At 63.4% G+C, this 25,800-nt stretch carries 21 protein-coding genes; 5 read left to right on the top strand and 16 right to left on the bottom strand.

Going from position 1 to position 25,800, the window contains the following annotated elements; translation table 11 throughout:
• Window position 1 precedes the first annotated feature (1 nt).
• The 5 genes from ABH945_RS21390 to ABH945_RS21370 are packed head-to-tail and all read right to left on the bottom strand — an operon-like array spanning window position 2 to window position 5,360.
• Complete coding sequence (locus ABH945_RS21390) at window positions 2-1,336, bottom strand: UxaA family hydrolase (RefSeq protein ID WP_429251827.1); 1,335 nt, start codon at window positions 1,334-1,336, stop codon at window positions 2-4.
• Window positions 1,337-1,378: 42 nt separating this feature from the next.
• Entirely contained in the window at window positions 1,379-1,705 is a 327-nt protein-coding gene (locus ABH945_RS21385) for a UxaA family hydrolase (protein ID WP_074770983.1), read from the bottom strand.
• A 31-nt stretch (window positions 1,706-1,736) separates the two neighbouring features.
• On the bottom strand, window positions 1,737-2,792 hold the full coding sequence (locus tag ABH945_RS21380; RefSeq protein WP_429251826.1) for an ABC transporter permease: 1,056 nt from the start codon (window positions 2,790-2,792) through the stop codon (window positions 1,737-1,739).
• The gene (locus ABH945_RS21375) at window positions 2,782-4,305 is read right to left on the bottom strand and encodes a sugar ABC transporter ATP-binding protein (RefSeq protein ID WP_429251825.1); all 1,524 of its coding nucleotides are present in this window, start codon (window positions 4,303-4,305) and stop codon (window positions 2,782-2,784) included. The genes ABH945_RS21380 and ABH945_RS21375 overlap by 11 nt, the downstream gene beginning before the upstream one ends.
• On the bottom strand, window positions 4,302-5,360 hold the full coding sequence (locus ABH945_RS21370; protein ID WP_074770980.1) for a sugar ABC transporter substrate-binding protein: 1,059 nt from the start codon (window positions 5,358-5,360) through the stop codon (window positions 4,302-4,304). The genes ABH945_RS21375 and ABH945_RS21370 overlap by 4 nt, the downstream gene beginning before the upstream one ends.
• A gap of 272 nt (window positions 5,361-5,632) precedes the next feature.
• On the opposite strand from ABH945_RS21370, the gene ABH945_RS21365 reads away from it, so the two are divergent.
• The gene (locus tag ABH945_RS21365) at window positions 5,633-6,421 is read left to right on the top strand and encodes an IclR family transcriptional regulator (protein WP_429251824.1); all 789 of its coding nucleotides are present in this window, start codon (window positions 5,633-5,635) and stop codon (window positions 6,419-6,421) included.
• 132 nt (window positions 6,422-6,553) lie between these two features.
• On the top strand, window positions 6,554-7,099 hold the full coding sequence (locus ABH945_RS21360) for a hypothetical protein (RefSeq protein WP_074770978.1): 546 nt from the start codon (window positions 6,554-6,556) through the stop codon (window positions 7,097-7,099).
• A gap of 161 nt (window positions 7,100-7,260) precedes the next feature.
• Here the strand turns inward: ABH945_RS21360 and ABH945_RS21355 are convergent, their stop codons facing one another.
• Window positions 7,261-9,762 (bottom strand): GNAT family N-acetyltransferase, encoded by a 2,502-nt coding sequence (locus tag ABH945_RS21355; RefSeq protein WP_429251823.1) that lies wholly within the window; start codon window positions 9,760-9,762, stop codon window positions 7,261-7,263.
• A gap of 385 nt (window positions 9,763-10,147) precedes the next feature.
• Here ABH945_RS21355 and ABH945_RS21350 point away from each other — a divergent pair, with 385 nt between their 5' ends.
• Window positions 10,148-11,017 (top strand): LysR family transcriptional regulator, encoded by an 870-nt coding sequence (locus tag ABH945_RS21350; RefSeq protein WP_429251822.1) that lies wholly within the window; start codon window positions 10,148-10,150, stop codon window positions 11,015-11,017.
• A gap of 91 nt (window positions 11,018-11,108) precedes the next feature.
• Here the strand turns inward: ABH945_RS21350 and ABH945_RS21345 are convergent, their stop codons facing one another.
• From ABH945_RS21345 to ABH945_RS21300, 10 genes are all read right to left on the bottom strand, one after another.
• The gene (locus ABH945_RS21345; RefSeq protein ID WP_074770971.1) at window positions 11,109-12,710 is read right to left on the bottom strand and encodes a peptide chain release factor 3; all 1,602 of its coding nucleotides are present in this window, start codon (window positions 12,708-12,710) and stop codon (window positions 11,109-11,111) included.
• Between the two features lie 326 nt (window positions 12,711-13,036).
• On the bottom strand, window positions 13,037-14,419 hold the full coding sequence (locus ABH945_RS21340) for an MFS transporter (RefSeq protein WP_429251821.1): 1,383 nt from the start codon (window positions 14,417-14,419) through the stop codon (window positions 13,037-13,039).
• Between the two features lie 122 nt (window positions 14,420-14,541).
• A complete protein-coding gene (locus ABH945_RS21335; protein ID WP_429251820.1) occupies window positions 14,542-15,981 on the bottom strand; it encodes an NAD-dependent succinate-semialdehyde dehydrogenase in 1,440 nt (479 codons plus the stop codon).
• On the bottom strand, window positions 15,978-17,015 hold the full coding sequence (locus ABH945_RS21330; RefSeq protein ID WP_074770968.1) for an aldo/keto reductase: 1,038 nt from the start codon (window positions 17,013-17,015) through the stop codon (window positions 15,978-15,980). The genes ABH945_RS21335 and ABH945_RS21330 overlap by 4 nt, the downstream gene beginning before the upstream one ends.
• Window positions 17,016-17,086: 71 nt before the next feature.
• Complete coding sequence (gene fae, locus ABH945_RS21325; RefSeq protein ID WP_074770967.1) at window positions 17,087-17,611, bottom strand: formaldehyde-activating enzyme; 525 nt, start codon at window positions 17,609-17,611, stop codon at window positions 17,087-17,089.
• A gap of 628 nt (window positions 17,612-18,239) precedes the next feature.
• A complete protein-coding gene (locus ABH945_RS21320) occupies window positions 18,240-18,536 on the bottom strand; it encodes an H-NS family nucleoid-associated regulatory protein (protein ID WP_074770966.1) in 297 nt (98 codons plus the stop codon).
• Between the two features lie 122 nt (window positions 18,537-18,658).
• Window positions 18,659-19,858, bottom strand: coding sequence for a serine hydrolase domain-containing protein (locus tag ABH945_RS21315; RefSeq protein ID WP_429251819.1), 1,200 nt, complete (start codon window positions 19,856-19,858; stop codon window positions 18,659-18,661).
• Window positions 19,859-20,013: 155 nt separating this feature from the next.
• Window positions 20,014-20,217, bottom strand: a complete 204-nt coding sequence (locus ABH945_RS21310) for a hypothetical protein (protein WP_074770964.1) — start codon at window positions 20,215-20,217, stop codon at window positions 20,014-20,016.
• Between the two features lie 516 nt (window positions 20,218-20,733).
• Window positions 20,734-21,000, bottom strand: a complete 267-nt coding sequence (locus ABH945_RS21305) for a hypothetical protein (RefSeq protein WP_074771252.1) — start codon at window positions 20,998-21,000, stop codon at window positions 20,734-20,736.
• A 92-nt stretch (window positions 21,001-21,092) separates the two neighbouring features.
• Complete coding sequence (locus ABH945_RS21300; RefSeq protein ID WP_429251818.1) at window positions 21,093-22,562, bottom strand: sigma-54 interaction domain-containing protein; 1,470 nt, start codon at window positions 22,560-22,562, stop codon at window positions 21,093-21,095.
• A gap of 309 nt (window positions 22,563-22,871) precedes the next feature.
• On the opposite strand from ABH945_RS21300, the gene ABH945_RS21295 reads away from it, so the two are divergent.
• Both ABH945_RS21295 and ABH945_RS21290 read left to right on the top strand, forming a co-directional pair.
• Complete coding sequence (locus ABH945_RS21295) at window positions 22,872-24,272, top strand: GntP family permease (RefSeq protein ID WP_074770962.1); 1,401 nt, start codon at window positions 22,872-22,874, stop codon at window positions 24,270-24,272.
• Between the two features lie 328 nt (window positions 24,273-24,600).
• The gene (locus ABH945_RS21290; protein ID WP_429251817.1) at window positions 24,601-25,794 is read left to right on the top strand and encodes a phytanoyl-CoA dioxygenase family protein; all 1,194 of its coding nucleotides are present in this window, start codon (window positions 24,601-24,603) and stop codon (window positions 25,792-25,794) included.
• Window positions 25,795-25,800 lie beyond the last annotated feature (6 nt).

The raw sequence follows: 25,800 nt of genomic DNA, 5'->3' as shown, positions 1-25,800 counted from the left end.
CTCAATGCGTCTCGACCGCCACCTCCCGCTGCATCACCGCCACATTCGACGGCAAGCACGCCGGCCCAACCGGCTCGAAAGTCTTGTAAGTCAGAATGAACTCCTGATGCCCCAGCATCTCCGACTTCGACGCTTCGCCTAGCGACACCGCCACCGTCCGCTCGAACACTTCGCGACCGACTTCGTCCAGCGTGCCGCGTCCCTCGAGAATCCGGCCCGCGTCCACGTCCATATCGCCGGAAAGATTGCGGTAGGTCGCCGGATTCGCGCAGACCTTTATCACCGGCGAGATTGCCGAGCCGACCACCGAACCGCGTCCGGTCGTGAACAGGATCACGTGCGCGCCGCAGGCGATCAGCTCGCCGATCTCCGCGTTGTCGCTGATGTTCGGAAAGCCGAAACGCGGCTCGCCGTCGGGCACGACATCGAGCAGATAAAGGCCGCCGGTCGGCGGCACATCGCCCGGTTTGATAATGCCGACGATCGGCGACGCGCCGCTTTTCGCATACGCACCCAGCGACTTTTCTTCCTGCGTGGTGAGGCCGCCGTCCGCATTGCCGACCGCGAAGCTGCCGTGTCCGAGAATCGAGTAATAACGCGCCGCCTTCGCCACGCACGCAACGATTTCGTCGCCGAGTTCCGGCCGTGCCGCGCGCGTTTTCATGTGAAATTCGCAGCCCACCAGCTCGCCGGTTTCCTCGAAGATGCAGGTCGCGCCCGCGTCGATCAGATGATCGAACGCGCGTCCTACCGCCGGATTCGCGGTGATGCCGCTGGTGCCGTCCGAGCCGCCGCAAATCGTGCCAATCACCAGTTCGCTCAGCGCCATCGGCACCTTCTTCTGCGCCGCGAGTTGCTCGCGCGCGCCGCGAATCCAGTCGACGCCGTATTGAATCGTGCTGCGTGTGCCGCCCTTTTCCTGGATCGTCAGCACTTCGACGGGACGGCCGGTCGCGCGCACCACGTCCACGAGATAGTGCTTGTTCATGCTCTCGCAACCGAGCGACACGAACAGCACCGCGCCCACATTCGGATGCGTGGTCAGTTGTTCGAGCATCTTCTCGGCGTACCCGTTCGGATAGCAGCCGGGAAAGCCGATCAGATGCACGGGCGGTGCGCGCTCGGCGGACGGATCGTCGAAGGCGTCCAGCGGCTCGCGAAAATGCGTGACGATCTCGCGCGCCACGTGATGCGCGCACTCGACCAGATACGCCACCGCGACCACGTTGCGGATACCCTTACGTCCGTCGCTGCGAAGATAGCCTTGCAGCATCGGCTGCGTAGCGCCCGATGCTGCGTTCATTGCTGCGGCGGTTGCTATGGAAATGTCGGTCATGATCGTTCCTGCGCGGCGTCGAACCGCGCCATTGTGCGCCTGTCAGTGGTGGACGAACTCGTGGCCCGCGTCGTGGGTGTAGGTCGGCAGATAGTCGCTTTCGAGGTTGTGCGTGTGCAGATGCTCGCCGCGCGCCACCGCCCCGGTCACGTGGCCGATCACCGCGCCGTAGCGCAGCACCTTGTCGTCTTTCGCGAGTTCATGGCGCGCCACCTTGTGACCCAGCTCGATGGTTCTGACGAGCGTGACGCGCTCGCCTTCGATCTCCACCTGCGTGCCCGCATCGAGCCGCGCTGCCGCGATCAGGCAGTTGTCGGCGGGACTGAGCAGGATCAGGCGCGAGTCGGTTGGCAATGGATGGCTGGTCAAGTAAGTTCTCCGTAACGCGTACGTTTGCGCATCAGTTCTGGCCTTCGCCGCTGGCAAGACGCGCGACCATCAGCGAGCCGAGAATGATTGCGCCGTAAATCGCCTGGATCCAGAACGACGGCACCTGGGCGAGCGTCAGCAGGTTCTGGACGACGCCGAGCAGCAGCACGCCGGAGAGTGCGCCGAGCATCGTGCCCTTACCGCCGTCGAGCGAAATACCGCCGATCACCGCTGCCGCGAACACCGTGAAAATCATCCCGTTGCCCTGGTTTGCGTTGATCGCGCCGACGTAGCCGGTCACGATCAGACCGCCCAGCGAGGCCAGCATGCTGCCGAGCACGAACACGCCCCACGTGATGCGCTCGACGCGAATCCCCGCCGCGCGCGCCGCTTCCGGGTTGCCGCCGATCGCGTAAAGCGCGCGGCCCACCCGGTGATAACGCAGCACGACCGCGGCAATCGCGAACGCCACGGCCGCGAGCCACACCGACAACGGCAAGCCGAGCACGATGGTGGTCGCGAGCGTGAAGAACGACGGCGGCATATCGAACAGCGTGCCGCCTTTGGTCGCGCCGACCAGCATGCCGCGCAGCACGATCAGCATCGCCAGCGTGACGATGAACGCGTTCAGCCGCAGCCGCACCACCAGAAAGCCGTTGATGAAGCCGATCACCGCGCCGACCGCGACGATCGCCAGCAGCCCCGCCCACGCGGGCCACTGCATGCCGAATCCCGCGGACGCGGCGGGCATCACCAGCATCGCGCCGACTGCGGGCGCGATGCCCACCGTCGATTCGAGCGACAGATCGAACTTGCCGGTCAGCACGATCAGCGATTCCGCGAGCACGACGAGCGCCAAGGCAGCGGACGCGCCGAGCACGCTGATCAGATTCGCTTTCGTCAGAAAGCTTGGGCTGACGAATGCGCCGATCACGAGCAGCAACGCGAGCGCGGGCAACAACGCCAGTTCACGCAGACGCGCGAGCTCGGTGCGGGCACGTTTGCCGCGCGACACAGGCGCTGCCGCCTGCACCTGCGCGCTACCTTGCGCCGTACCGAAGGCCGGGCTGGGCACACTATTCTTCATGGAGACTGACTCCTTCAACGGATGCGATCAGGTCGTGGTCCTGCCAACCCGCCGGAAACTCGGCCGCGACGCGGCCACGGAACATGACCAGGACGCGGTCACAGGTACGCAGATCATCGAGTTCGCCGGACACGACCAGCACGGCCTTGCCCTCCTCGCGCACGCGATCCACGACGGAGAGCAATGCTTCTTTCGATTTCACATCGACGCCCGCCGTGGGGTCGATCAGCACGAGCACGTTCGGGTTGGTGGCGAGCGCGCGGGCCATCACCACCTTCTGCTGATTGCCGCCCGACAGCCCCGACACGACATGCTCGGGACCTTGCGAGACGATGCCGAGCGCGTCGATCATCTTCTGGCCGAACGCGTTCTTTTTCGCGGGCGTCGCGATGCCGAATTTGCCGAGCAGACGCGTGATGGTCATCGACGCGTTTTCCGCGATCGACTGCGAGAGCACCAGACCTTCGTGATGCCGGTCTTTCGGCACGCAGCCGATGCCGTGCGCAAGCGCGGCGGGCACGTCGCCGGGCGGCAGCACTTTGCCGTCGACGCTGATCGTGCCGCGTTTAGCCGCGCGCAAACCGGCAATCGCTTCGGCGACGCTGGTGCGTCCGCTGCTAGTCGCGCCGGTCAGGCCGACCACTTCGCCGCGCTTCACGGCGAACGACACGCCGTCGTAATCGGAGCCGGCGAGATCGGCCACTTTCAGCGCGACCGCCGTATCGGCGGGCAGCTTGTCGCGCGCCGCCGCATCGGCGACGGCGAGGCCGCCGCGTTCGCCGGTCATCGCTTCGATCAACTGTTCGCGCGGCAACGCGGACACCGGCGCGCTGACGATATGCCGCGCATCGCGCAACACAGTCACCGCCTGGCAAATCTCGTACACCTCCTGCAAGTGGTGCGAGATGAACAGAAACGTCACGCCCTCGCGCTGCAATTCGCTGATACGCCGGAACAGCCGCTTGATTTCGTCGCCGTCGAGTTGCGCAGTCGGTTCGTCGAGGATGATGAAGCGCGCGCCGTACGACAGCGCCCGCGCGATCTCCACGAGTTGCCGCGCTTCCACGCTCAAATCTCCCGCGCGCGCATCTTCACGCACGTCGATTTTCCAGTGGTCGAGCAACCCGCGCGCGTCGCGGCGCATCGCTTGCCAGTCGATCTTGCCGCCGCGCACCGGCTGCCGGTTGATGAACAGATTCTCGGCAACGCTCAGGTCGCGGATGATCGTCGAATGCTGATAGACGCACGCGACGCGCTCGCGCCACGCGTCGCGATCCGCAATGGACGGCGCCGCCACGCCGCCGAAGCGCACCTCGCCGGTGTCGGGCTTGCGCAGGCCGGTGAGGATCGACACCAGCGTCGATTTCCCCGCGCCGTTGCGCCCGACGAGCGCGTGCGACTCGCCCGGCATCACGCGGATGCCGACGCTGTTCAGCGCGGCCGTCGAGCCATAGCGTTTGGTGACGTCGAGCGCCTCGACGACCGGCTGCACGAAGGACGTGGGCGCGTTCATTTGACCGTGTTGCCCCACAACGCCTTGTCGTCGACATTCGACTTCGTGACGAGCGGTGCGGGCAACTGATCTTCGAGCAGGCCAGGCGCCAGTTGAATGATGTTGCTGCCGTGATCGGTCGGACCCGGCTTGAAGGTTTGTCCGGCCAGCGCGGCCTTGATATAGAACAGCCCGTATTTCGCGTACGAATCCGCCGGCTGCGAAATGGTGGCGTCGATGTCGCCACGGCGAATTGCTTCGAATTCCTGCGGAATACCGTCGTTACTGACGATCACGACGTGCTTCGGATCGCCGGCCGGAAACAGCATCTGCTTGCGGCGCAATGTTTGCAGCGTCGGCGACAGATACACGCCGCCCGCCTGCATGTAGATCGCCTTCACGTCCGGGTTGGCGGTCAGCAGGCTGTCGAGCGCGGTGGCCGCGACATCGCCCTTCCAGGCCGCCGGAATTTCCAGCAACGACAACGCCGGATAACCCTTCAGGCAAGCGCGAAACGCTTCGGAGCGGTCGCGTCCGTTGACCGACGCGAGGTCGCCCATGATCTGCACGACCTTGCCCGACTTCACGTGTTCGCCGATGTACTTGCACGCCTTCTCGCCGTACGCGTGGTTGTCCGCGCGCACGACCATCGCGACCTTGCCTTGCGTCGGCGCGACGTCCACGGCGACCACCGGCACGTTCTTCGCGGCGGCGGCGTCGAGCGCGCGGCTGATCGCCGCCGAATCCAGCGGACCAACCACGATGCCCTTCGCGTCGAGGTTCAGCAGATTGTTCATGTCGGTGATCTGCTGCGCCGGATCGCCGTTCGAATTGACCGGCGCCAGGATGGTCAGGCTCATGTCCTTCGCGTACTTGGGCAGGTAGTTGTTGTACGACTGCCAGAACGGCGACGTGAGCAGCGGCAGATCGAGGCCGATCTTGCCGGATTCGGCGGCTTGCGCGCTCTGGCTCACGGCGACGCCGGCCACACACGCGGCAGCCGCAACGGAAAAGAGTGAACGACGGATCAGACGACGGGCCGCGTGCGGCCGCTTGAGGGACGTGACGAACGACATGGGGTTGTCTCCAGCTATGCGTTGTTGAACTGCGTGAACCGGTCATGGATGCCGGCACTTCGTCCTGCGCTTTCTTATCGTTATTGGCGAGCTTTGTCGTGTGTTTATTCACCAATGAACGTATTATTCATATACGGACTTTCCGAAGTCAAGGAATGTGCGCTGCATCGGCGTCCGTATTTTCCCTGGACGAGGTCCGGTTGCCCGAGAATCGCCCCGCATATACCTTCTCGCGCCACATAATGAGAAACGCTCACAGACACTTGCTGACGATGGACGCAGAAGACAAAGAAGACGCCGACCGTTATCGCGCGCCCGCACTCGACAAAGGCCTCGACATCCTCGAATTGCTCGCCGAGCAGAAGGAAGGGCTGACGCGCGCGGAAATCACCAAGCTGCTCGGACGCAACGCGAGCGAGATGTACCGGATGCTCGAACGCCTGGTCGCGCGGCAATACGTCGTGCGTTCGGCGGGCGGCGACCGCTATTCGCTGAGCCTGAAGCTATATGCGCTCGCGCACCGTCATCCGCCGATGAACCGTCTGATCGCCGAGGCGTTGCCGCTAATGCAGCGTTTCGCCGACGCCGCCGAGCAGTCGTGCCATCTGGTCGTGTACGATCGCGGCAACCTGCTGGTGATCGCGCAGGTGGACGGCCCCGGCACGTGGGGCATGTCGGTGCGGCTTGGGTCGCGGGTCGGCTTGATCGACACCGGTTCGGGTCGCGTGATGCTCGCGTTTCAGAGCATCGAACAGCGTCAGCAGATGCTGGCCGAGCACACCAAGGTGAAGGGCGAAGTCACGATCGACCGCGAAGCGCTCGAACTCGCGTGCGAGCGGATTCGCACGGCCGGCTTCTCGCAGAAAGACAGCCAGCAGACCTTTGGCGTGACCGATGTCACATTCCCGATTCAGGGCCCGGCCGGCCAGGCGATCGCGGCGCTGACCTGCCCTTATCTGCGGCGGATCGACGAATACGTCGCGCCGACGCTCGAAGCGGCCACCGGCTTGCTGCGCGATACGGTCCAGGCTTTGTCGATGTTTCACGAGGACGCCGCGTAGGCCGTGCCGTGAAAAAGGGGGCAACAACGCGGCGGTTCGTCGAAAGCGGACCGCCTGCGCGCATGGTTTAGAATGGCGACCCTCTCAAAATTACGCCGCGTGAGTCCGCTCATGCGCGCCCATCGATAAGCAATGGCTAAACTTCTGACCGATTCCGAATTCCAGCGTTTTTCCGAACTCCAGCAGAAGCAGTCGAGCTTCACGATCACCGCCGAAGAAGCCGACGAACTGCGCGACATCGTCGCTCACGCGCAAAAGCGCCGCGACGACCGCGCGGCGGCGATGCAAAGCATCGAGACCTTTATCCAGCAATTCGACATCGGCCCGGACGAGCTGTTTTCGGCGGAACAGATCGGCGAGGCTGCGCGCACGTTCGGTCTGATCCCGGCAGCGAAGAAGGAGCGCGTGCTGCCGCCGTCGTTCACGTTCAACGGCAAGCCGTATCAGTGGACGGCGCGTCCGCTGCCGGACGATATCCGCGTGCCGCTGTTCGACGCATTCAAAGCGGGCGAATCCGTGAAGTCGTTTATCGCGACGCTGAAGGACGCGAACCGTTGCGCGCTGACGATCGCGCGTCTGGAGCGCGAGACCGGCGCGGTGTATGCCGAGGCGCTGCTCGAAGAGTTGTCGGTGACGCGCGCGCAGGTCGACGAAGCGGCGGCGAAGTTGCCGGCCTGAGAAAGTTGAGTTGAGCTTGATCAAGGCGGCTGGCTATGTTTGGCCGCCGCCCTAGATGAATTTCGTGTTGCGGCTTTGGCCTGTCGGGTTCGGCGGGTCTGTGCAAGCCGCATGGCGTCGCGGGCCAATCCGGCGCCCGCCCGCTCGCTGCAATAGCTGCCCTAGCTGCCCTTGCGCAGAGCCTCCTCGTTTCCCTCCACTGCTTCATCCAGCGCCATGCGAAAGCCCACCACGCCGGGATCTTCGGTCCGGGTAATCGTGAAGCCGCTCGCTTTCGCAAGCGCGATCATCGGCGTGTTTTCGCGCAGCGCCTCGCCCACCAGCCAATGGATGCCGCGTATCCGCGCGTATTTGATGATCCGCTCCATCAGCAACTGACCAAGGTGCCGGCCTTTCTGGTCCGAGCGCACGGCCACCGCAAATTCGGCTGTTTCGTTGTCGGGGTCGGCGACGGCGCGCACCACGCCCAGCGTCCGCGTGAAGCCTTCGTCGCTCGTGACCGTCGCGATCAGTGCCATTTCGCGGTCGTAGTCGATCTGCGTCATCCGCGCGAGTTGCGAGTGGTCGAAGCTGCCTACCGAGCCAAAAAATCGCAGACGCAAATCTTCCGGCGTCATCGCTTCGACGAAGTCATGATGCGCCGCTTCGTCTTCGGGACGGATGGGCCGCACGGTCACTCTCAGGCCTTGCCAGTCGAGCGTCTCTTCGAAGCGGCGCGGATACGGCACGATCGCGAGCCGGCTGCGTTTAGCCGCCAGCTTCAGCGTGGGATCGGCGACCGTCACGCGATCGCTATAGACCCGCAGCGTCAACGTCAGACCGACGATCTCCTTGACGTCGCAGACCGCCTGCGAGAGCGCTGTCAATGCGCTCAACGCCGGTTCCGGCCCGACGAGCCGCGCGTAGCGCGAACGCGTGACGATATCGCGCGCGAGTATCGGATTGAGCGGCGGCAGGCCGTAGACGCGCAGCGGTTCGGACATGCCGTCGGCCGATGGCGCGGTGAAACGGAATACCGGGCCGAAGTTGTCGTCATCGTGCAGTTCGATGGCGATGTCGACGATGGATTCGGGCCGGTCCTCCAAGCCGCAGGGCGCGGCTTGGGTTACGCGCGGTTCGTGTTCGACCACCCGCGCCGCCCCCGTGCCGGTTAGTTGCGATTCACCGTTCTCACCCGCATCGCCGTCGTCTGCTTCGACATGCAGCCCGAAGCGCCCCAGAAACCGCGCCGCCGCCGCGCCGGTGAGTTGCGACTCACCCGATGCCAGCGCCGCGCAAGCCTGCGCCTGAGCCGCATCGATCGCATCGGGAATCCGCTCCGGCAAGCCCTCTGGCGTTTGCATCAGCAACTCACGACCCATCCGGTAATCGACCAGACGGGCGAACGCGCGCGCGAGCCGCTGCGGCGTCGTGTGAACCGGAATCCCTTGCGCGTGCAAAGCGTCGCGCGTTGCCGCATCCAGTCCGCCGAAAAAACACGCGAGCAGGCCGCGATACGCGAAGCGCTGATTCTCGATCAGCGCCTGCGCGACTTCTCCAACCGGCGCGCTATGTGTCGATGCATGGACCACGAAAGCCGTGCCCGTCCCCGGATGCCCGGCGAGCAGCCTGAGCGCGGCGCCGAACTGCTCGGCACGCGCGTCGTCGCCGAGTTGCAGCGGATTGCCGCCGACCGCATGCGGCAGCGCCTGCCGCAACACGTCCGACGCCTTGTCCGGCCACGGCGCGAGTGTCGTGCCCGCAGCGGCGAACGCGTCGCAAGCCAGCGTAGCCAGACCCTGGTCGCTCGTGATCAGCGTCGCCGTGCCGCCCGCCGCGACCCGCCCGACGCCCAGCGTTTCCACTTCGTCGAGCAGATCGTCGAGCGCATCCACGCGCACCAGGCCCGCGCGACGAAACGCGGCGGTATAGAGCGCGTCGGCGGGATCAGCGCGGCCCGAGCGTAGCGCCAGCACCGGCTTGTTGCGGGCCGCCGCGCGTGCCGCCGACATGAACTTGCGCGCCGCCCGCACCGAATCGAGTTCGAGCAGGATCGCGCGTGTGCCGGGGTCGCTGGCGAGGTAATCGAGCACGTCGCCGGCATCGACATCGGCCTCGCCGCCAAGCGCCACCGCATGCGAAAAACCCAGCCCGCGTGCCTGCGCCCAGCCGAGCACCGCGTTGGTCAACGCGTTCGACTGCGAGACCCACGCGACTCCTCCCGGCTTGACCGTGCACGACGGCGCGCCCAGATGCGCGCGCAGTCCCGGCGACACCACGCCGAGACTGCCCGGCCCCACGATCCGCAGCAGATTCGGACGCGCCGCCGACAGCGCGTGCCGCAGCGCCAGCCGGTCGTCGTCGGAGCGCACCTCGCCGACGATGATCGCCGCCCGCGTGCCCAGCCCGCCGAGCTTGTGGATGATCGCGGGCCACGTCGCGGGCGGCGTGCAGATCAACGCGACGGTTGGCGCTTGCGGCAAATCGCCGACATCGCCGATCACCACATGGCCGCCGAGCGTTTCGTTTTCGTACTTCGGATTGACCGGCCACAGCGGTCCGTCGAAGCCGCCTTCCAGCACACGCGCCCAGACCATCGCGCCAGTGCTGCCGGGCCGCTGTGATGCGCCGATCACGGCAACGGATTTGGGTCGGAACAACGCGTCGAGATTGCGAACGGTCACGGGCACTCCGCGAAGTGAGAGAGACGAGCCGGCCTGGTGGCCCGGCGCGCGATTTCGATTTCGTCAGGATAGGCGAACTTGGGACGTTGCGCGGCGCATCGATTCGCGCCGATGACCCCGGTCCAGAAAAGCGCGCACAAAACTCACGTCATCACGATTTTTTCTCCTGATCAAGCTAAAATCGCCTCGCCGGTGTCACAATCATCCGGCCATCGGGAACGAGTTTCAGCTCGGGAAATTGCCGGACACGATGGCGACGAAAGCGCGTTCAGGAGACAACACGCGCCCGGCGAAGCAGCACAACGCGAACCGTGCAAGCGCGGCGAGGCATGCCTCGCTCGGGCCAGCCATTTCGCATCACTAAAAAAGAAACAGAAGGTGATTTATGCGGCGCCTGCCATCGCTGATCGCGTTGCGCTTCTTCGAAGAGACTGCCCGTCACATGAGCTTTAACCGCGCGGCCACGGCGCTCTGCGTGACGCAAGGCGCGGTGAGCCGGCAGATCAAACTGCTGGAGGAGTCGATCGGCGCAAAACTGTTCGAACGCGATCACAAAGGAATTCGTCTGACGCAGGCGGGCTCGCAATTCCTGCCCTGTCTGAGCGACGCGTTCGACATGATCGAGCGCGGTTTTCGTCAGCTCACGGTGGCCAAGGTCCGGCGGCGTCTCGTCGTGGCCGTCCCGCCGACGTTCGCCACGCAGTGGTTCTCGTTGCGGCTCGGCGCACTGGCGGTGGAACTGCCCGACGTCGAACTGTCGATCCGTACCGAGCCGAGCGCCGATTGCCACTGCCACATCCGCTTCGCGCGCCACGCGTTAGCCGACGCGCATTCCGAATTGCTAACGATGGAGCGCCACGTACTCGTCGGCGCGCCGCGCCTGCTGGCGCAGCCTCTCGACACGCTGCTCGACAGCATGCCCGCGCTGCATGTGCTGCACAACGACGCGCGCCTCGAGCTCTGGCCGAACTGGCTCGCGAAAGCGGGACTGCCCGCGCGCTACGCGGACAACGGCATCGAATTTTCGACGCTGGAGCAGGCGATTCGCGCGGCCAGCAAGGGCGCGGGACTGGCGATCGTCGACCGGAACATGATCGTTGAGGAACTGGCCGACGGCGAGCTTGCGCAGTTTTCCGATATCGAAGTGACCGGGCCTTATGGTTATTGGCTGGATGTCGCGCCACGTCACGCGACGCTGGAGCATGTGCAGGCGTTCGGTAGCTGGATGCGCGGTGAGATGTTGAAAATCGGTTGAAGATCGACCGACGAAAAAAAACCGCACTGGGTTTTCTAACCCGATGCGGCTTTTTGAAACTGCACGCTGCGTTAAAAAACGCAGCGTCAAATCACATCGACTTCCGGAACGGCGCGCCCGAGTGTTCGCGCAATTCGTTGAACACGATCTTCGGCCACGCCTTCTGCGCAACCTCGATTTCGCCGACGTGCGACGCCAGGTAAGTCGGCGCATCCGAAGCGTCGAGCGCGATCCGCGCCGCGTACGAATCGGTGAAGCGGCGCAGTTCGGCGGCGTCGTCGCAGGTCACCCAGCGCGACATCCGGTAGCGCGCGGGCGCCATCCGCACATCGACCTTGTATTCCGTCGACAACCGATGCGACACCACTTCGAACTGCAGTTGGCCGACCGCGCCGAGAATCGTCAGACCGCCCACTTCCGGACGGAACACCTGAATCGCGCCTTCTTCGCCGAGTTGCTTCAGCGCTTCGCCGAGTTGCTTCGCGCGCATCGGATCGACCACTTCAACGGTCTGGAAAATTTCCGGTGCGAAGAAAGGCAGGCCGACGAATTGCAGTTGCTCGCCTTCGGTCAGCGTGTCGCCGAGACTCAGCGTGCCGTGATTCGGAATACCGATGATGTCGCCCGGATAGGCTTCGCTCACCGTCTCACGACGCTGCGACAGGAACGTCACCACGTTATTCGCGCGGAACGTCTTGTTGGTGCGCGTGACCTTCACGGCCATGCCGCGCTCGAAATGCCCCGAACACACGCGGATAAACGCCACGCGGTCGCGGTGCGCCAGATCCATGTTCGCCTGCACCTTGAACACGACGCCGGTGAATTTCGGCTCGTCGGGCATCACCGGACGCTGCACGGTCATGCGCATCGACGGCGGCGGCGCGAGATCGACCAGCGCGTCGAGAATTTCCTTCACGCCGAAGTTGTTGATCGCCGAGCCGAACAGCACCGGCGACTGCTGACCGGCGAGGAACTGTTCGCGGTCGAAATCGGGCGATGCACCGGTAATGAGGTCGATCTCTTCCTTCGCCTTGACCCAGGCCTGACCGAAGCGGCGCTCGCCTTCTTCGTCGCTCAGCGCGTGCAGCGTTTCGACTTCGCCGCCCGCTTTGTCCTGCCCCGCGCGGAACAGGCGCACCTGGTCGCGCTGGATGTCGTACACGCCCTGGAAATCCTTGCCCATGCCGATCGGCCACGTGAACGGCACGGCCGCCACGCCGAGATGCTGCTCGATCTCGTCGAGCAGTTCGAGCGGCTCGCGCACTTCGCGGTCGAGCTTGTTAATGAAGGTGACGATCGGCGTCTTGCGGCTGCGACAGACTTCGAGCAACTTCAGCGTTTGCGCTTCCACACCGTTCGCACCGTCGATCACCATCACGGCGGCATCGACTGCGGTCAGCACGCGGTACGTGTCTTCGGAGAAGTCTTCGTGGCCCGGCGTGTCGAGCAGATTGATGACGGCATTGCCGTACTCGAACTGCATCACCGAGCTGGCCACCGAAATGCCCCGCTGCTTCTCGATTTCCATCCAGTCGGACGTCGCGTAGCGATTGCTCTTGCGGCCCTTCACGGTACCGGCGATCTGGATCGCGCCCGAGAACAGCAGCAGTTTTTCGGTGAGCGTGGTCTTACCCGCGTCCGGGTGGGAAATGACCGCGAACGTGCGGCGGCGTTTGAGTTCGGAGACTGACATCGGGTCTGGCGATCACTGATAGGGGGTTCGGGCGGTTCCCGGCGGCCTGGGGCGACCGGTATGCCGCGCCTTGCGCGGCGGCGTCGGGCTGCGGGAGTTGGGCCGGGACCCGCGTCGACTGGCAAACTCGCCGCGTCGCAAAACAGGTCACGAACGAGCGTTCGGCACTACGGGAATCGCCAGCGCAGAACAGCGCAGGGAACGAATGATACACGCCTGGGGCTGCATCAGGGGGAAAGGAGCCCGGCCGGGCGCCGTCGCGCGCGGCCGGAAAGTGCTTCGGAACAAGCCTGGGCGGTGATGTGCGCGGCGCCCCGATCGGCGGACTACACGCCGCTTGCTTCGTTCAACGTCAGATGCTTCGTTTCAGGCGCCCATGCAATCGACACGATCATGCCAACCAGCAGCACCGCCGCGAGCACCAGAATCGTGATGTGAAAGCCCAAGTGGACGATGCCGAGCGGCAGCAGGAACGTGCCGACCGCCGAGCCGAGCCGGCTGCATGCAATCGCGAGTCCGACGCCACAGGCACGCACTTCGGTCGGAAAGCACTCGGGCGGAAATACGCCAACCAGGTTGGAAAACGCCGACATGGTCAACGTGAAAATGCCGAACGCGACGATCATGCCGACGGTCGCCGATTCTGGCAGGAAGCCCAGCGCGACCAGCGATACGCACGTCACCGCGAACGAGCCAATCAGAAACACGCGACGCGGCAATTTAATCGTCAGCCAGATGCCGATCAGCGCGCCGAGTACGAGGAAGCCGTTCAACAGGAAGTCCGCTCCCGAATCGTTATTCAGATGGATAGCCTTCAGGATGGTCGGCAAAAACGTGTAGATCGCGAAATACGGGATCACGAGACACACGAAGAACGCGCAATTGAAAATAGTCCGGCGAATCAGGTCTTTTCTGAACAGCCGGGCGAAGCCGCCGGAGGTTTGCGCATGCTCGTCATGACCGGCGTCGAGCGTGACGTTCGGGCCGAAATGATTCAGCACGATCGCCTTGGCCTCCGCAACCCGGCCCTTGCCGTGCAGCCAGCGCGGCGACTCCGGAGTACCGATGCGCAGCAGCAGAACGATCACCGCCGGCACGCCCGCCGACGCGAGCAGCCAGCGCCACGCATCCGGTGAAGCATCGGCGTAATGCATGCCCAGCACGTTCGCCATGACATAGCCGATGGTCCACACCACGCTGAAGGAGCCGAGCAGTGTCCCGCGATGCTTGCGCGGCGAGAATTCAGCGAGGATCGCGTGGCCGACCGCGAAATCGCCGCCCATCCCAAAGCCGATCAGCACGCGCAGCAAACACAACTCCGCCGGCGATCGCACATAGAACTGCGCGAACGCGGCGGCGGTGATGATCAGGAAACTCAGCAGGAAAATCTTCTGGCGACCCATGCGATCCGACAGCCAGCCGAATACGAGGCTGCCGAGGAAGATGCCCATCAGCGCGGAACTGCCGATCATGCCCATCCAGAACGCGTCGATCGGCATCTGCCGGTTCATCGACGCGAGCGCGTAGCCGATCGTGCCGAGCGCGAAACCTTCGGTCAGGTGCGCGCCGAACGTCAGCCCGGCGATTTTCACGTGGAAGGCGTTCAGCGGAACGTCGTCGAGCGGAACGGGGCCGTGCGCGGACGCCGCCGCAGACGGCAAGGTAGGGGCGAGCCCAGGAAGGGCCACCTGAATGTCCTGATTGCTCACGCTGTCTCCATATTTGGTATGAATCGCCGGGCGTTGCGAGCGCGTTGCCGCTACGTCTGGTGGTGCCGCCGCCAATGCTGCCCACAACTGCAAGCACTGACGACGGCGGCACAGGTCGAAGATCAGCGTCCGAGGCCGCCCATCATCATGTACTTCAGTTCCGTGTATTCATCGAGCCCGTACTTCGAGCCTTCGCGGCCCAGGCCCGACTGTTTGACGCCGCCGAACGGCGCGACCTCGGTCGACAGAATGCCTTCGTTGATGCCGACCATGCCGCTCTCCAACGCCTCGCCGACGCGCCATGCACGCGCCAGATCGCGCGTGTAGAAATACGCGGACAAACCGAACGGCGTGTCGTTCGCCGCAGCGATGACCTCCTGTTCCGTTTCGAAGCGGAAGCACGCGGCGACCGGCCCGAAGGTTTCCTCTTCGGCGATCAACATCGAACGCGACGCATCGGCGAGAACGGTCGGCTCGTAGAACGTGCCGCCGAGCTCGTGCGGCTTGCCGCCGGTCAACACCTTCGCGCCTTTCTGCAACGCATCGGCGACGTGCGTTTCGACCTTCTTCAACGCCGCCTGGTTGATCAGCGGACCCTGCTCGACGTCGCCCTGCAACGCATTGCCGACGCGCATCTTGCGCACCGCCTGGGTCAGCGCGGACGTGAACGCGTCGTAAATGCCGTCCTGCACGTAGAAGCGGTTCACGCACACGCAGGTCTGCCCGGTATTACGGAATTTCGAGGCCATCGCGCCCTGTACGGCGGCGTCGAGATCGGCGTCGTCGAAAACGATGAACGGCGCATTGCCGCCGAGTTCGAGTGACAGCTTCTTCAGCGTATCCGCCGACTGCTTCGCGAGCAGCTTGCCGACGCGCGTCGAGCCGGTGAACGACAGTTTGCGCACCACGTCGGATGCGGTCAGCACGCCGCCGATCGCGACGGCATCGCCGGACACGATGTTGAACACGCCCGCCGGAATGCCCGCGCGCTCGGCCAGTACCGCCAGCGCGAAGGCCGACAACGGCGTTTCCTCCGATGGCTTGAGCACCATCGTGCAACCGGCCGCCAATGCGGGACCGGCTTTGCGCGTGATCATCGCGAGCGGGAAATTCCACGGCGTAATGGCCGCGACCACGCCAACCGGCTCGCGCGTCACAATGATCTTCGCGTTCGGATTCGGGCTCGGGATCACGTCGCCGTACGCGCGCTTGCCTTCTTCGGCGAACCATTCGAAGAAGCTCGCCGCGTAGCCGACTTCACCACGCGCTTCGGCCAGCGGCTTGCCTTGTTCGAGCGACAACAGTTCGGCGAGCGCGTCGCGATTCTCGAGCATCAACTCGCCCCAGCGTTTCACGCGCACGCTGCGCTCTTTCGCCGTGAGCGCGCGCCACGCGGGGAACGCTTTCGCGGCGCACGCGATGGCCTGCGCGGTTTCATCCGCGCCGCCTTTCGCGACTTGCGCGATGACTTCGCCTGTCGCCGGATTCAACACGGGGTACGTGCTCGCGCTGTCGTACCACTCACCGCCGATGTAGTGCCCTGTGCGGAGAAATTCGTTCATGCGGCTTTCTCCAGCGTTTCGTCGAACGTACCTTGCGCGGCGCGCGGCTCGCGGGCCACGCGGCGGCCGGCCGTGTAATCGTTGATCAGATCGCACGGCGTGTAGTTGCGTTCGAGTTCGAACAGTTCGTCGGCGGAAAGCGTCGTGCCGAGCGCGGCCAGCGCGCTGTCGAATTGCGCGGGGGTATCCGCGCCGACCAGCATGCTCGCGACGCCGCCATGATTGAGCACCCACGCCTGCGCGATCTGCGCAGCGGACACGCCGCGCCGCGCCGCCACGCGCGCCACCGACGCCGCGATCTCACGCGACGCGACATCGCCGTACATTTGCGCGGTGAAGAAGTCGGTCTGATTGCGCGTCGAGTGTGCGTCGCAGGTGAGCAGGCCGCGCGCGAGCGGGCTGAACACCGACACGCCGATGCCCTGATCCTGGCAATACGGAATCATTTCGCGCTCTTCCTCGCGATACGCGAGGTTCAACTGCAATTGCATGTTGACCGGCTTGTGCCAGCCATTGCGTTCGCACACCTGGATGATCTTCGCGAGCTGCCACGTGTACATCGTCGACACGCCGATATAACGGGCCTTGCCCGCGCGCACGATGTCGTTCATCGCGCCCATGGTCTCCTCCACCGGCGTATTCACGTCGAAGAAATGCAGCATGTACAGATCGACGTAATCCATGCCGAGCCGCTTCAGCGATCCGTCGATGCCGTCCATGATGTGCTTGCGTGAATGGCCGCCCGCGTTCTGATACGTGCCCATGTCGTAGCCGACCTTGGTCGCCACGACGATTTCCTCACGACGCGCCGAGCGCTTCAGGATGCGGCCCACCACTTCTTCGCCGACGCCGGTCGAATAAAAATCGGCGAGGTCGATGAAATTAACGCCTGCGTCGAGCGCATGGCGAACGATCGGCTCGCTTTGCGCTTCGTCGAAAATCCACGGCTTCCATTGCGGCGTGCCCATGTTCATCGTGCCGAGGCACAGACGCGAAACCTTCAGACCGGACTGGCCGAGGCGAATGTATTCCATGATGCTTGTCTCCTTCCAGGTCGCATCCAGCAGCGCGGACGGCACACCCTAGCGCGCCGCGCGGCACGCAATTAACGTTGTTTCGGGGTGTAGAACGGATTCGATACGTCGCGCGCGGCGGCGAACACTTCATCGCGATGCGGCAGGCCTTTCATCGCCGCGAGAATCGCGTTCTTGCACGCGCGGTAGTTGTTGTCGAAGACGGCGTCGAGATCGTCGGTCGACGGGTTGACCCAGTTCGCCGACACCACCACCCAATCGTTTTCCGCTTCGGGCGGCAACGTGCCGTTTTCCAGCGACTCGGCCACCGCCCTCGCGATGCCCGCCTGCGATGCGCCCCACGTCGCGTTGCCGTGGAAGTCGCTGCCGATCTGCGCCTTGTTCACATAGAGCGTCAGCGGCTTGGTCGGCACGCCGGGTCGCGCGATCACGACGAACGGTGCGTGGCCTGCCGACGGGGTCGCGAGCGCAGTGGCGAAAGCCTGGCCTGCCGGGCCGTTGCGCGGGCCGACCAGTACGTTGATATGCGCGAGGTTGACGCCCGGGCCTTCGAATCCTTCGCCGATAAAGAGTTGTTTGTCCGTCGATACGCTCATGGTCTTTCCGTCGAAGTTGAATGGATGACCGATTGTGGCGTTCGGCCTCCGCGACCATGTATCGATGAGTTTTGATCCGGGGTATGAGGCGAACTCAACTCCGGGTTTGCCCCGAGCGCAGTGCGACGCGCGTCAGGGACAAACCGCAAAGGTGAGGGTTTTCGGGACTCGCCGTGATCGGCCTCCTGACGGCCGCCAAAGGTGAATGCAAAGGACGTTCGTACACGCACCTGCCGCGTGGGCTTTGTTTATTCGTCGAGCGTGAGGAAGTCGGTCGGAAACCGTCAAAAGGCCCGACGGCGCTTTATTGCGAAGCGCTGAAACGCCCTGCAGCAAGGGCTCACGCGGATTTCGTCGGGAACGCGCGCCGCCGCAGCACGAAGCGTATGTATCAAATGGGACGGTGCGTCGCGCGACAAAACCAGGCTCACCGAAACAAACGCGCCTGAGTGCCGTTGACAGGAAAATCCGATATTCCGCATGCCCGCTCACGCGAAAGGTGAGTGTTTTCGGGACCTACGTTGCGGTGCGAAATAAACCACATAAAACATCACTTCTGATTCAGCCCGTTATGCAACAGGCCAGGTGCCGCGAGCCTGATAAACCCGCCGTACGCAATAAAGCGCTTTCACGCTTCAATCAGAAACCGCTCGCGATTTTTACCGACGAGCCAACTCGGCGAGCGGCCCCGGCCACTCCACGTTTCACCGGTTTTCGGATTGCGATACTTCGCAACCGACGCCGAAGCCGCTTTACGCGCCGGTTTGTGCTCGGTCGTAAAGCCCAATTCCTCGGCAGTCAGATCGTATTCGGCAACTTTCTGCCTGATGTCGGCAATCGCCTGCGCAATTTCCTTTTCGCGGGCCACTGCGACTTCCTTGTGGAGTTTTTCGAGTTGCGCAGTCAGTTGTTTGTACGAGGCCATGGCGGATGCTCCCATCGGTTTGGCGAATTGCAGTGCGGACACTATCAGACGAATAAACCGCCGGATAGAAAAAAACGCAACTGCGCGCGATGCTGGATTGTCAGTTGCAACAGCCGACGCATTTAGTCGTCAATGGCATCGTACACGCGGCGTTCGAAATCGACGGACATCGGAAATGCGTCCATCGAACGGCGCTGGATCAGCATCAAACCGATCAGGTTTTCCACCGGATCGGCGAACCAGCTGGTGCCGTACGCGCCGGGCCAGCCGAACGAACCGGTCGAGCGATAGCCGAGCGGCAACTGCTGCGCCGGATCGTCGACCACCGAGAGGCCCAGGCCGAAACCCTGCCCAGCCCAGATCGGACGCCCGAACGCCAGCACGCGGCGTTGCTCGGGCGTGAGGAAATTCGAGCGCATCAGATCGACCGAGCGATGCGACAGCAAACGCGTGCTGCCGAGGCGACCGCGTCCGAGCAGCAGTTGTGCGAATTGCAGATAGTCCTGCGCGGTCGACACCAGTCCGCCGCCACCACTCTGAAAGCGTTCGGGATTCGCCCAGCGGCTGTCCGCCGCGTGATCTTCGACCACGCGCCGTCCGGTGGCCGGATCGACGTTATATGCGGCGGCCAGCCTGGAAAGCTGCGCCTCGGGGACCCAGAACGCGGTATCGCGCATGCCGAGCGGCTCGAAAATACGCGTGCGGAAAAAATCGGCGAGCGACATGCCGCTCACCCGTTCGATCAGCACGCCTAGCACGTCGGTGGCGACGCCGTAATGCCAGCGCGATCCCGGCTGGAACATCAACGGCAATTGCGCGATGCGACGCAGCCAGGCGCTCGGGTCGCCGTGCGCTTCGAAGCCGTTGAACGTCGCCGCATAGGCGTCGGCGAGCGGGCCGGTTGCCGTGAAGTGATAAGCGAAGCCGGCGCGATGCGTCAGCAGATCGAGCACCGTGATCGGCGCTTTCAGCGGATCGGTTTCGTCGAGCGCACCGGCGGGGTCCCGCAGCACGCTGAGCCCGGACAGCTCCGGCAGCCATAGCGAAACCGGCGTGTCGAGCGCCAGCCGGTCTTCTTCGACCAGCATCAGGATCGCGACGCTGGTCACCGGTTTGGTCATCGACGCGATGCGGAACAGCGTGTCGCGCTCCATCGGCAACTGCGCGGCTTCGTCGCGCAAACCGAGCGGCTCGAAATAGCCGATCTCGCCACGCCGCCATACCAGCGACACCACTCCCGCAACTTCGCCGCGCTCCACATAACCCTGCATGGCGTTGGTCAACGCGGTGAGACGGGGCGCGGAAAATCCTGCTGCTTGCATGTTTGTCCTGTTCAGTGGATGGAGAGACCCCCGACACGCGGCCCGACTGCCCGCTCACACGTTACGTTCCGTCATTCTTGCAGAAAACGTTACGTCGTCGAAGGTTACACGACTGCACTCCACACCCACCGCAACCTGCACATTCAAGCCGGCAATCAGGCTTTCTGCCGATTCTCCAGAGCCGAAAGAGCGGCGGTCAGACGTTTGACCCGGCTGGCCTGCGCGGGCACCCGCACCGCGCCGGACACCAGTTCGATACGGCTACGCCAATAGGACAGCGGGATTCGGTCTTCAGCGGAAATATGCGAAATCACGTGTTCCAGGTGCTGAATATCTTTTTCGAGTTGATGATGATTCATTGCTATCCCCGTCATTCTCATTGAATTAATGCAAAGTCGAATTCTCTATGCATGAAACGTGCCGCAATGGATGTCACTCTTACCGGAACGGAAAATTATGCTTGAATGTTTTTCCGTCTCTAAAAAAAACGGAAAAACCTGCGTTTATGTTTGATCCCGAACCCGTAAATAGAGATTACTGCCGGGACAATCAGCGCTCCGTTGGTTTCCGCACCGACCCTCGTGCAATGACGAAAAAGCGGCTGATTATTTAATACGCATCAACGCTCGTGACTTAAAGCCAAAGCCGCCTTGGTATCTGATACGCATACTACCCGTTGTACGGATGCATATTACGCACAGATATTTATGACGGATATGCGCGTGCGCCAATGGCCGTCGTTTGAATTAATACGCGCTGGGGCGGGCGATACGGGAATCTGGGGAGGAATCGACAGGTCCGCCGTTATAGCGGACTGAATAGAGAAAATACGGGTTAACCTTAATCCACCACGCCAGCATTGCGCTGGCGTTTCGTTATTTTGTGCGGCAGGCGTAAATCAGGTTGAGCGTGCCGTTATCGGTGGTTTGGCGAACGACATCGAACGCGCCGCCACAGCTCGCGGTGGCCTGCTGCGAGCAATTGTCGGAACCGGCGGGGCACTGAACCAGCGTGGTTTGTCGACCGTCGGACAGAAACAGCGGCGGGCTGCTGCTGCAACCGCCCAGCGCAGACGCGAGCGCGCCCGCAGCCAGCGTGGCGCAGCAGGCGCGGCGTGCAAAAGAGGAGAAAGTGCGTTTCATTTGATGCCCCGATACGTCTTGTTTTTCGATCTCGCGATTGTGCCACGCGGACATTGCGCTGCGTCATTCGCCGTCGCGGGCTGGCGGGCCTTTCAAACGCCGATGCCGTATGCCGCGATCTTCTTGTAAAGCGTAGCGCGGCCCATGCCGATCTGGCTGGCGGTGTCGATCACGCGGCCGCCATTCGCGCGCAATGCGTCGATCAGGAAGCGCTTTTCGAAAGTAGCCATGGCGTCGCTCCACAACGCGGGTTCGTCGGCGACGACGCCTGACGCGATAGTCGGCGCGGGCGGCGACGACGGCATGGCGGCGACCCGCCCCGCATGCGTGCTGCCTTGCACCGGCCCGAGAAACGACGCCAGCGCCTGCGCGTCGATCCGCTCGCTGTCGGAAAGCATGACCACCCGCTCCAGCGTATTGCGCAACTCGCGGACATTGCCCGGCCACGCATAGGCGCACAGCACCCGCAACGCGTCGTCATGAAGCTCCACGTGACTGCCGCCGCGCGTTTGCGTCGACAGATCTTCCAGCATGGCGTAGGCGAGCGCCTCGATGTCGGACGTGCGTTCGCGCAATGCGGGCGCGTGGATCGTCAGCACGTTCAGCCGATAAAACAGATCCGCGCGAAAACGTCCCGCCGCGACCAGCGCGGGCAGATCCGCGGAGGTGGCGGCGATGATCCGCACGTCCGCGTGGACGATCCGGTTCGAGTCGAGCGGCTCGAACTCCTTGTCCTGAAGCACTCGCAGCAATTTGCCCTGGACGGACAGCGGCATATCGCCGATTTCATCGAGAAACAGCGTGCCGCCGTTCGCCAGTTCGAACTTGCCGACCCGCCCTTTCTGATCCGCGCCGCCGGACGCCGCGCCGAAGAATTCGGCTTCGAGCAGGGTGTCTGGAATCGCCGCGACGTTGACCGTCACCAGCGGCTGATTCGCGCGCGCCGAGCCGCCGTGGATCGCATGCGCGAGCAACTCCTTGCCGGTGCCGGTTTCACCCAGCAGCAAGACCGGCGATTCGAGTTGCGCCGCGCGTCGCGCCTGGCGCTTCACCTCGAGGCTCGCCGCGCTCGTGCCGACAAAACTGCCGAACGTATATCTGGCCCGCCGCGCCTGAGCGAGCGACTGGCGCGTCGCGATCAACTCTTCCTGCACGCGCGAATAGTGGGAAAACAGCGGCGTCAGCGCTTTCAGTTCGTCGAACAGCGCAAAGCCGACCGCGCCGACCGTCGCGCCCGCGTCATCTTTCAGCGGCAAGCGGGTAACGACGAGCGGCTCGCGATCCGTCTCCATGATGTCCAGCAGAATCGGCTTGCCGGTGTTCACGACTTCGCGCATCAGACTGTTGGGGATCACCGCTTCGCAATCGCGTCCCACGGCCTGCTGCGGATCGGAAAAGCCGAATCGCGCCGCATAGCGCTTGTTGATCCAGACGACGCGTGCGTCGGCGTCGACGATAAACGTGCCTTCGCTGAAATTTTCGAATGTGCGGAAAAGCGAGTCCATCGCCCGGCGCAATACGTCGCCATAGTTGGCAGGCACGCCGGCCCAGTCGTTCATCATGCTGTCGCGGTCTCCAGATATTGTTTTATCAGGCTGTCTCGTTTTGTAGACAGCTTATCTCATTAGAGAGACAGTCAACAGGCCGGTTGTATAGGGGTTTAACCTCAGTTCAGCTTATGTTCAGCTAAATTGCGTCCCGTTTTGGAGACGTTTGGGTACAATCGGCCGAATCTCGTATTTCAGCTTTGGCCTGTGCAATCAACGCATTAGACAAAGCGGCTTGCGCGGCACGGAGCCAGCACTTGAGGGGCCGGGCCGTCGCATGATCAGGATGGCTTACACGTAGAACAACCAAGCTTTGGAGACCCAATGTCCTTTGTCATCGTCCTCGCCGCACTGGCGTTTCTGATGTTTGCCGCGTATCGCGGCTACAGCGTCATTCTGTTCGCGCCGATCGCGGCGCTCGCCGCCGTTCTGCTGACCGAACCCGCCGCCGTCGCGCCGGTGTTCACCGGCATCTTCATGGACAAGATGGTCGGGTTCGTGAAGCTGTACTTCCCGGTGTTTCTGCTGGGTGCCGTGTTCGGCAAGGTCATCGAACTGTCCGGCTTCTCGGAATCGATCGTCGCCGCCGCGATCCGCTATATCGGCCGGTCGCGCGCGAACGCGGTGATCGTCGCGGTGTGCGCGCTGCTCACCTATGGCGGCGTGTCGCTGTTCGTGGTGGTGTTCGCGGTTTATCCGTTCGCCGCCGAGCTGTATCGCCAGAGCAATATTCCGAAGCGGTTGATGCCCGGCGCAATCGCGCTCGGCGCCTTCTCGTTCACGATGGATTCGCTGCCGGGTACGCCGCAGATCCAGAACATCATCCCGACCACGTTCTTCAAGACGACGTCATGGGCCGCGCCCGCACTCGGCGTGATCGGCTCGCTGTTCATCATCGTGGTCGGTCTGACGTATCTCGAATGGCGTCGTCGTGCGGCGATGGCAACCGGCGAAGGCTATGGCACCGATCTGGTCAACGAGCCGGAACGCGTCGAGTCGAAGCAACTGCCGCATCCGCTGCTGGCGGTTGCACCGCTGATCGTGGTCGGCGTCGCGAACTTCCTGCTGACGCGCTGGATTCCCTCCTGGTACGGCGCGACGTACACCATCACGCCGGACATCCTGCCGGGTCTGCATGCGCCGGTCGAAACCACGGTCAAGAGCCTGGTCGCAATCTGGGCCGTGCAGGGCGCGTTGCTGCTCGGCATCATCATGGTCGTGGTCACAGCGTTCGGCCGCGTGAGCCAGCGTTTTGCGGTCGGCACCAAGGCTGCGGTGGCGGGCGCGCTGCTGGCGTCGCTGAATACCGCGTCGGAATACGGCTTTGGCGGTGTGATTGCGGCTCTGCCGGGCTTCCTCGTGGTGAGCAATGCGCTGAAGAGCATTCCGAATCCGCTCGTCAATGCGGCGGTGTCGGTCAGCACGCTGGCGGGGATCACGGGTTCGGCGTCGGGCGGCATGAGCATCGCGCTCGCGGCGATGTCCGACACGTTCATCAAGGGCGCGCAAGCCGCGCAGATTCCGATGGAAGTGCTGCACCGCGTGGTCGCGATGGCGAGCGGCGGGATGGACACGCTCCCGCACAACGGCGCGGTGATTACGCTGCTGGCGGTGACGGGATTGACGCATCGTCAGTCGTATCGCGACATCTTCGCGGTGACGGTAATCAAGACCCTGGCCGTGTTCTTCGTCATCGCGGTGTATTACATGACCGGGCTGGTTTAACAGCGGCTCGCGCGTTTGGTTTTTTACAACATCCGCGCGAAAATTTTTCTTGCCACGCCGTGTACATGAGCCTTTGCGCACGGCGATAAAACGTCAGACGAGAAACCCAATTGTTTCAACGCTGACGCATCGCTAGGATTTTATTGGACGTCGGCACCTCATCGGTCGGCGTGTGTGTTCAAGCCGCGGCAATCTGCCCGCGGCTTTTTTTTGGCCGTCGAATCGGTATGACTCGCTGTGCGAGGTGTTTCTGAGGGATTCAGGCTTACGCAACCGCGCGTCGGACGACTATTGTTGACACCAGACAATCCACCGATGGGGAAACACCATGAGCCGCACCGACTCGCGCCACGAAACGCCGCCGACCCATTGGTACAGAGAGCGTGACTGCTCACTTCAGGGCTTTGTCGCCGTACTCCAGTCGCAGCCCGAAGACACTAATCTGAAGTTCGCGGCCGATCTACGCGAGAACATCCCGCTGTACGACTGCCGTGCGCTCCGCGACACGCTCGACAGCGCACCGCATCGCGCGCAATTGCAGGCCGAGTGGGCCGACGTGTTGAATCGCGGCGCGGGCGTGCTGGTGCTCAAACACGTTTATACCGACACCGCAGCCGTCGACGACGCCACCCAGGTCTTCGAATCGATCATCCGCGAAGAGCGCGAATCCGGTGCTGCAGCCGCCGATCATTTCGCCAAGGCGGGCGCCAACGATCGCATCTGGAACGCGCAGGAGAAGCTCTGTCTACGCGCTCCGTCGGTGTTCGCCCGCTACTATTCGAACGCGGTGCTGGCTGGCATCGCCGAGGCGTGGCTCGGGCCGCACTTTCAGGTGACGTCGCAAGTGAATGTCGTACGCCCCGGCGGACAGGCGCAACAGGCGCATCGCGACTATCACCTCGGTTTCCAGACCGTCGCGCAGGCCGAGCGCTACCCGCCGCACGTTCACACAATGTCGCCCTTTCTCACGCTGCAGGGCGCGGTTGCTCACAGCGACATGCCCGTGGAAAGCGGCCCGACGAAACTGCTGCCGTTTTCGCAGCGATACGCGCCGGGTTATCTCGCGTGGCGTCGCGAGGATTTCCGCGATTACTTCGAGACGCACTTCGTGCAGTTGCCGCTTGAAAAGGGCGATGCGATCTTTTTCAGCCCGGCGCTGTTTCACGCAGCCGGCACGAACAGGACAACGTCGGTGCAGCGCATGGCGAATCTTTTGCAGATTTCATCGGCGTATGGCCGCGCGATGGAATCGCTGAATCGCGCGAAGATGTGTGAGGCGCTGTATCCGGTCTTACGCGAATGCGTGGTGGCGTCGAGCATGACGCAAGCCGAAATCGATGCGACGGTGGCGTCATGTGCCGAAGGCTATCCGTTTCCGACGAATCTCGACCGCGACCCGCCGCTCGGCGGCCTCGCTCCCGAGAGTCAGCAGGATCTGTTTTCTCGCGCGCTTCACGAAACGTGGAGCGTCGACAGATTTTGTGCGGCGATCCGCGAACAGGCGTCGCGAAGGGAAGCCTGAGCGTGA

Source organism: Paraburkholderia sp. GAS333 (assembly GCF_050435665.1).
Lineage (GTDB): Bacteria > Pseudomonadota > Gammaproteobacteria > Burkholderiales > Burkholderiaceae > Paraburkholderia > Paraburkholderia fungorum_A.
Note: the sequence above shows the minus strand (reverse complement) of the source record. Positions and strands in the feature narration are given on the sequence as shown.

Excerpts from the sequence above, each read along its gene's own strand:
- ABH945_RS21330 (WP_074770968.1), bottom strand. The coding sequence starts at position 17,015 with ATGGAATACATTCGCCTCGGCCAGTCCGGTCTGAAGGTTTCGCGTCTG.
- ABH945_RS21390 (WP_429251827.1), bottom strand. The coding sequence starts at position 1,336 with ATGACCGACATTTCCATAGCAACCGCCGCAGCAATGAACGCAGCATCG.
- ABH945_RS21380 (WP_429251826.1), bottom strand. The coding sequence starts at position 2,792 with ATGAAGAATAGTGTGCCCAGCCCGGCCTTCGGTACGGCGCAAGGTAGC.
- ABH945_RS21370 (WP_074770980.1), bottom strand. The coding sequence starts at position 5,360 with ATGTCGTTCGTCACGTCCCTCAAGCGGCCGCACGCGGCCCGTCGTCTG.
- ABH945_RS21310 (WP_074770964.1), bottom strand. The coding sequence starts at position 20,217 with ATGAATCATCATCAACTCGAAAAAGATATTCAGCACCTGGAACACGTG.
- ABH945_RS21365 (WP_429251824.1), top strand. The coding sequence starts at position 5,633 with ATGGACGCAGAAGACAAAGAAGACGCCGACCGTTATCGCGCGCCCGCA.
- ABH945_RS21375 (WP_429251825.1), bottom strand. The coding sequence starts at position 4,305 with ATGAACGCGCCCACGTCCTTCGTGCAGCCGGTCGTCGAGGCGCTCGAC.
- ABH945_RS21320 (WP_074770966.1), bottom strand. The coding sequence starts at position 18,536 with ATGGCCTCGTACAAACAACTGACTGCGCAACTCGAAAAACTCCACAAG.
- ABH945_RS21295 (WP_074770962.1), top strand. The coding sequence starts at position 22,872 with ATGTCCTTTGTCATCGTCCTCGCCGCACTGGCGTTTCTGATGTTTGCC.
- ABH945_RS21345 (WP_074770971.1), bottom strand. The coding sequence starts at position 12,710 with ATGTCAGTCTCCGAACTCAAACGCCGCCGCACGTTCGCGGTCATTTCC.
- ABH945_RS21290 (WP_429251817.1), top strand. The coding sequence starts at position 24,601 with ATGAGCCGCACCGACTCGCGCCACGAAACGCCGCCGACCCATTGGTAC.
- ABH945_RS21305 (WP_074771252.1), bottom strand. The coding sequence starts at position 21,000 with ATGAAACGCACTTTCTCCTCTTTTGCACGCCGCGCCTGCTGCGCCACG.
- fae (WP_074770967.1), bottom strand. The coding sequence starts at position 17,611 with ATGAGCGTATCGACGGACAAACAACTCTTTATCGGCGAAGGATTCGAA.
- ABH945_RS21360 (WP_074770978.1), top strand. The coding sequence starts at position 6,554 with ATGGCTAAACTTCTGACCGATTCCGAATTCCAGCGTTTTTCCGAACTC.
- ABH945_RS21315 (WP_429251819.1), bottom strand. The coding sequence starts at position 19,858 with ATGCAAGCAGCAGGATTTTCCGCGCCCCGTCTCACCGCGTTGACCAAC.
- ABH945_RS21350 (WP_429251822.1), top strand. The coding sequence starts at position 10,148 with ATGCGGCGCCTGCCATCGCTGATCGCGTTGCGCTTCTTCGAAGAGACT.
- ABH945_RS21300 (WP_429251818.1), bottom strand. The coding sequence starts at position 22,562 with ATGATGAACGACTGGGCCGGCGTGCCTGCCAACTATGGCGACGTATTG.
- ABH945_RS21335 (WP_429251820.1), bottom strand. The coding sequence starts at position 15,981 with ATGAACGAATTTCTCCGCACAGGGCACTACATCGGCGGTGAGTGGTAC.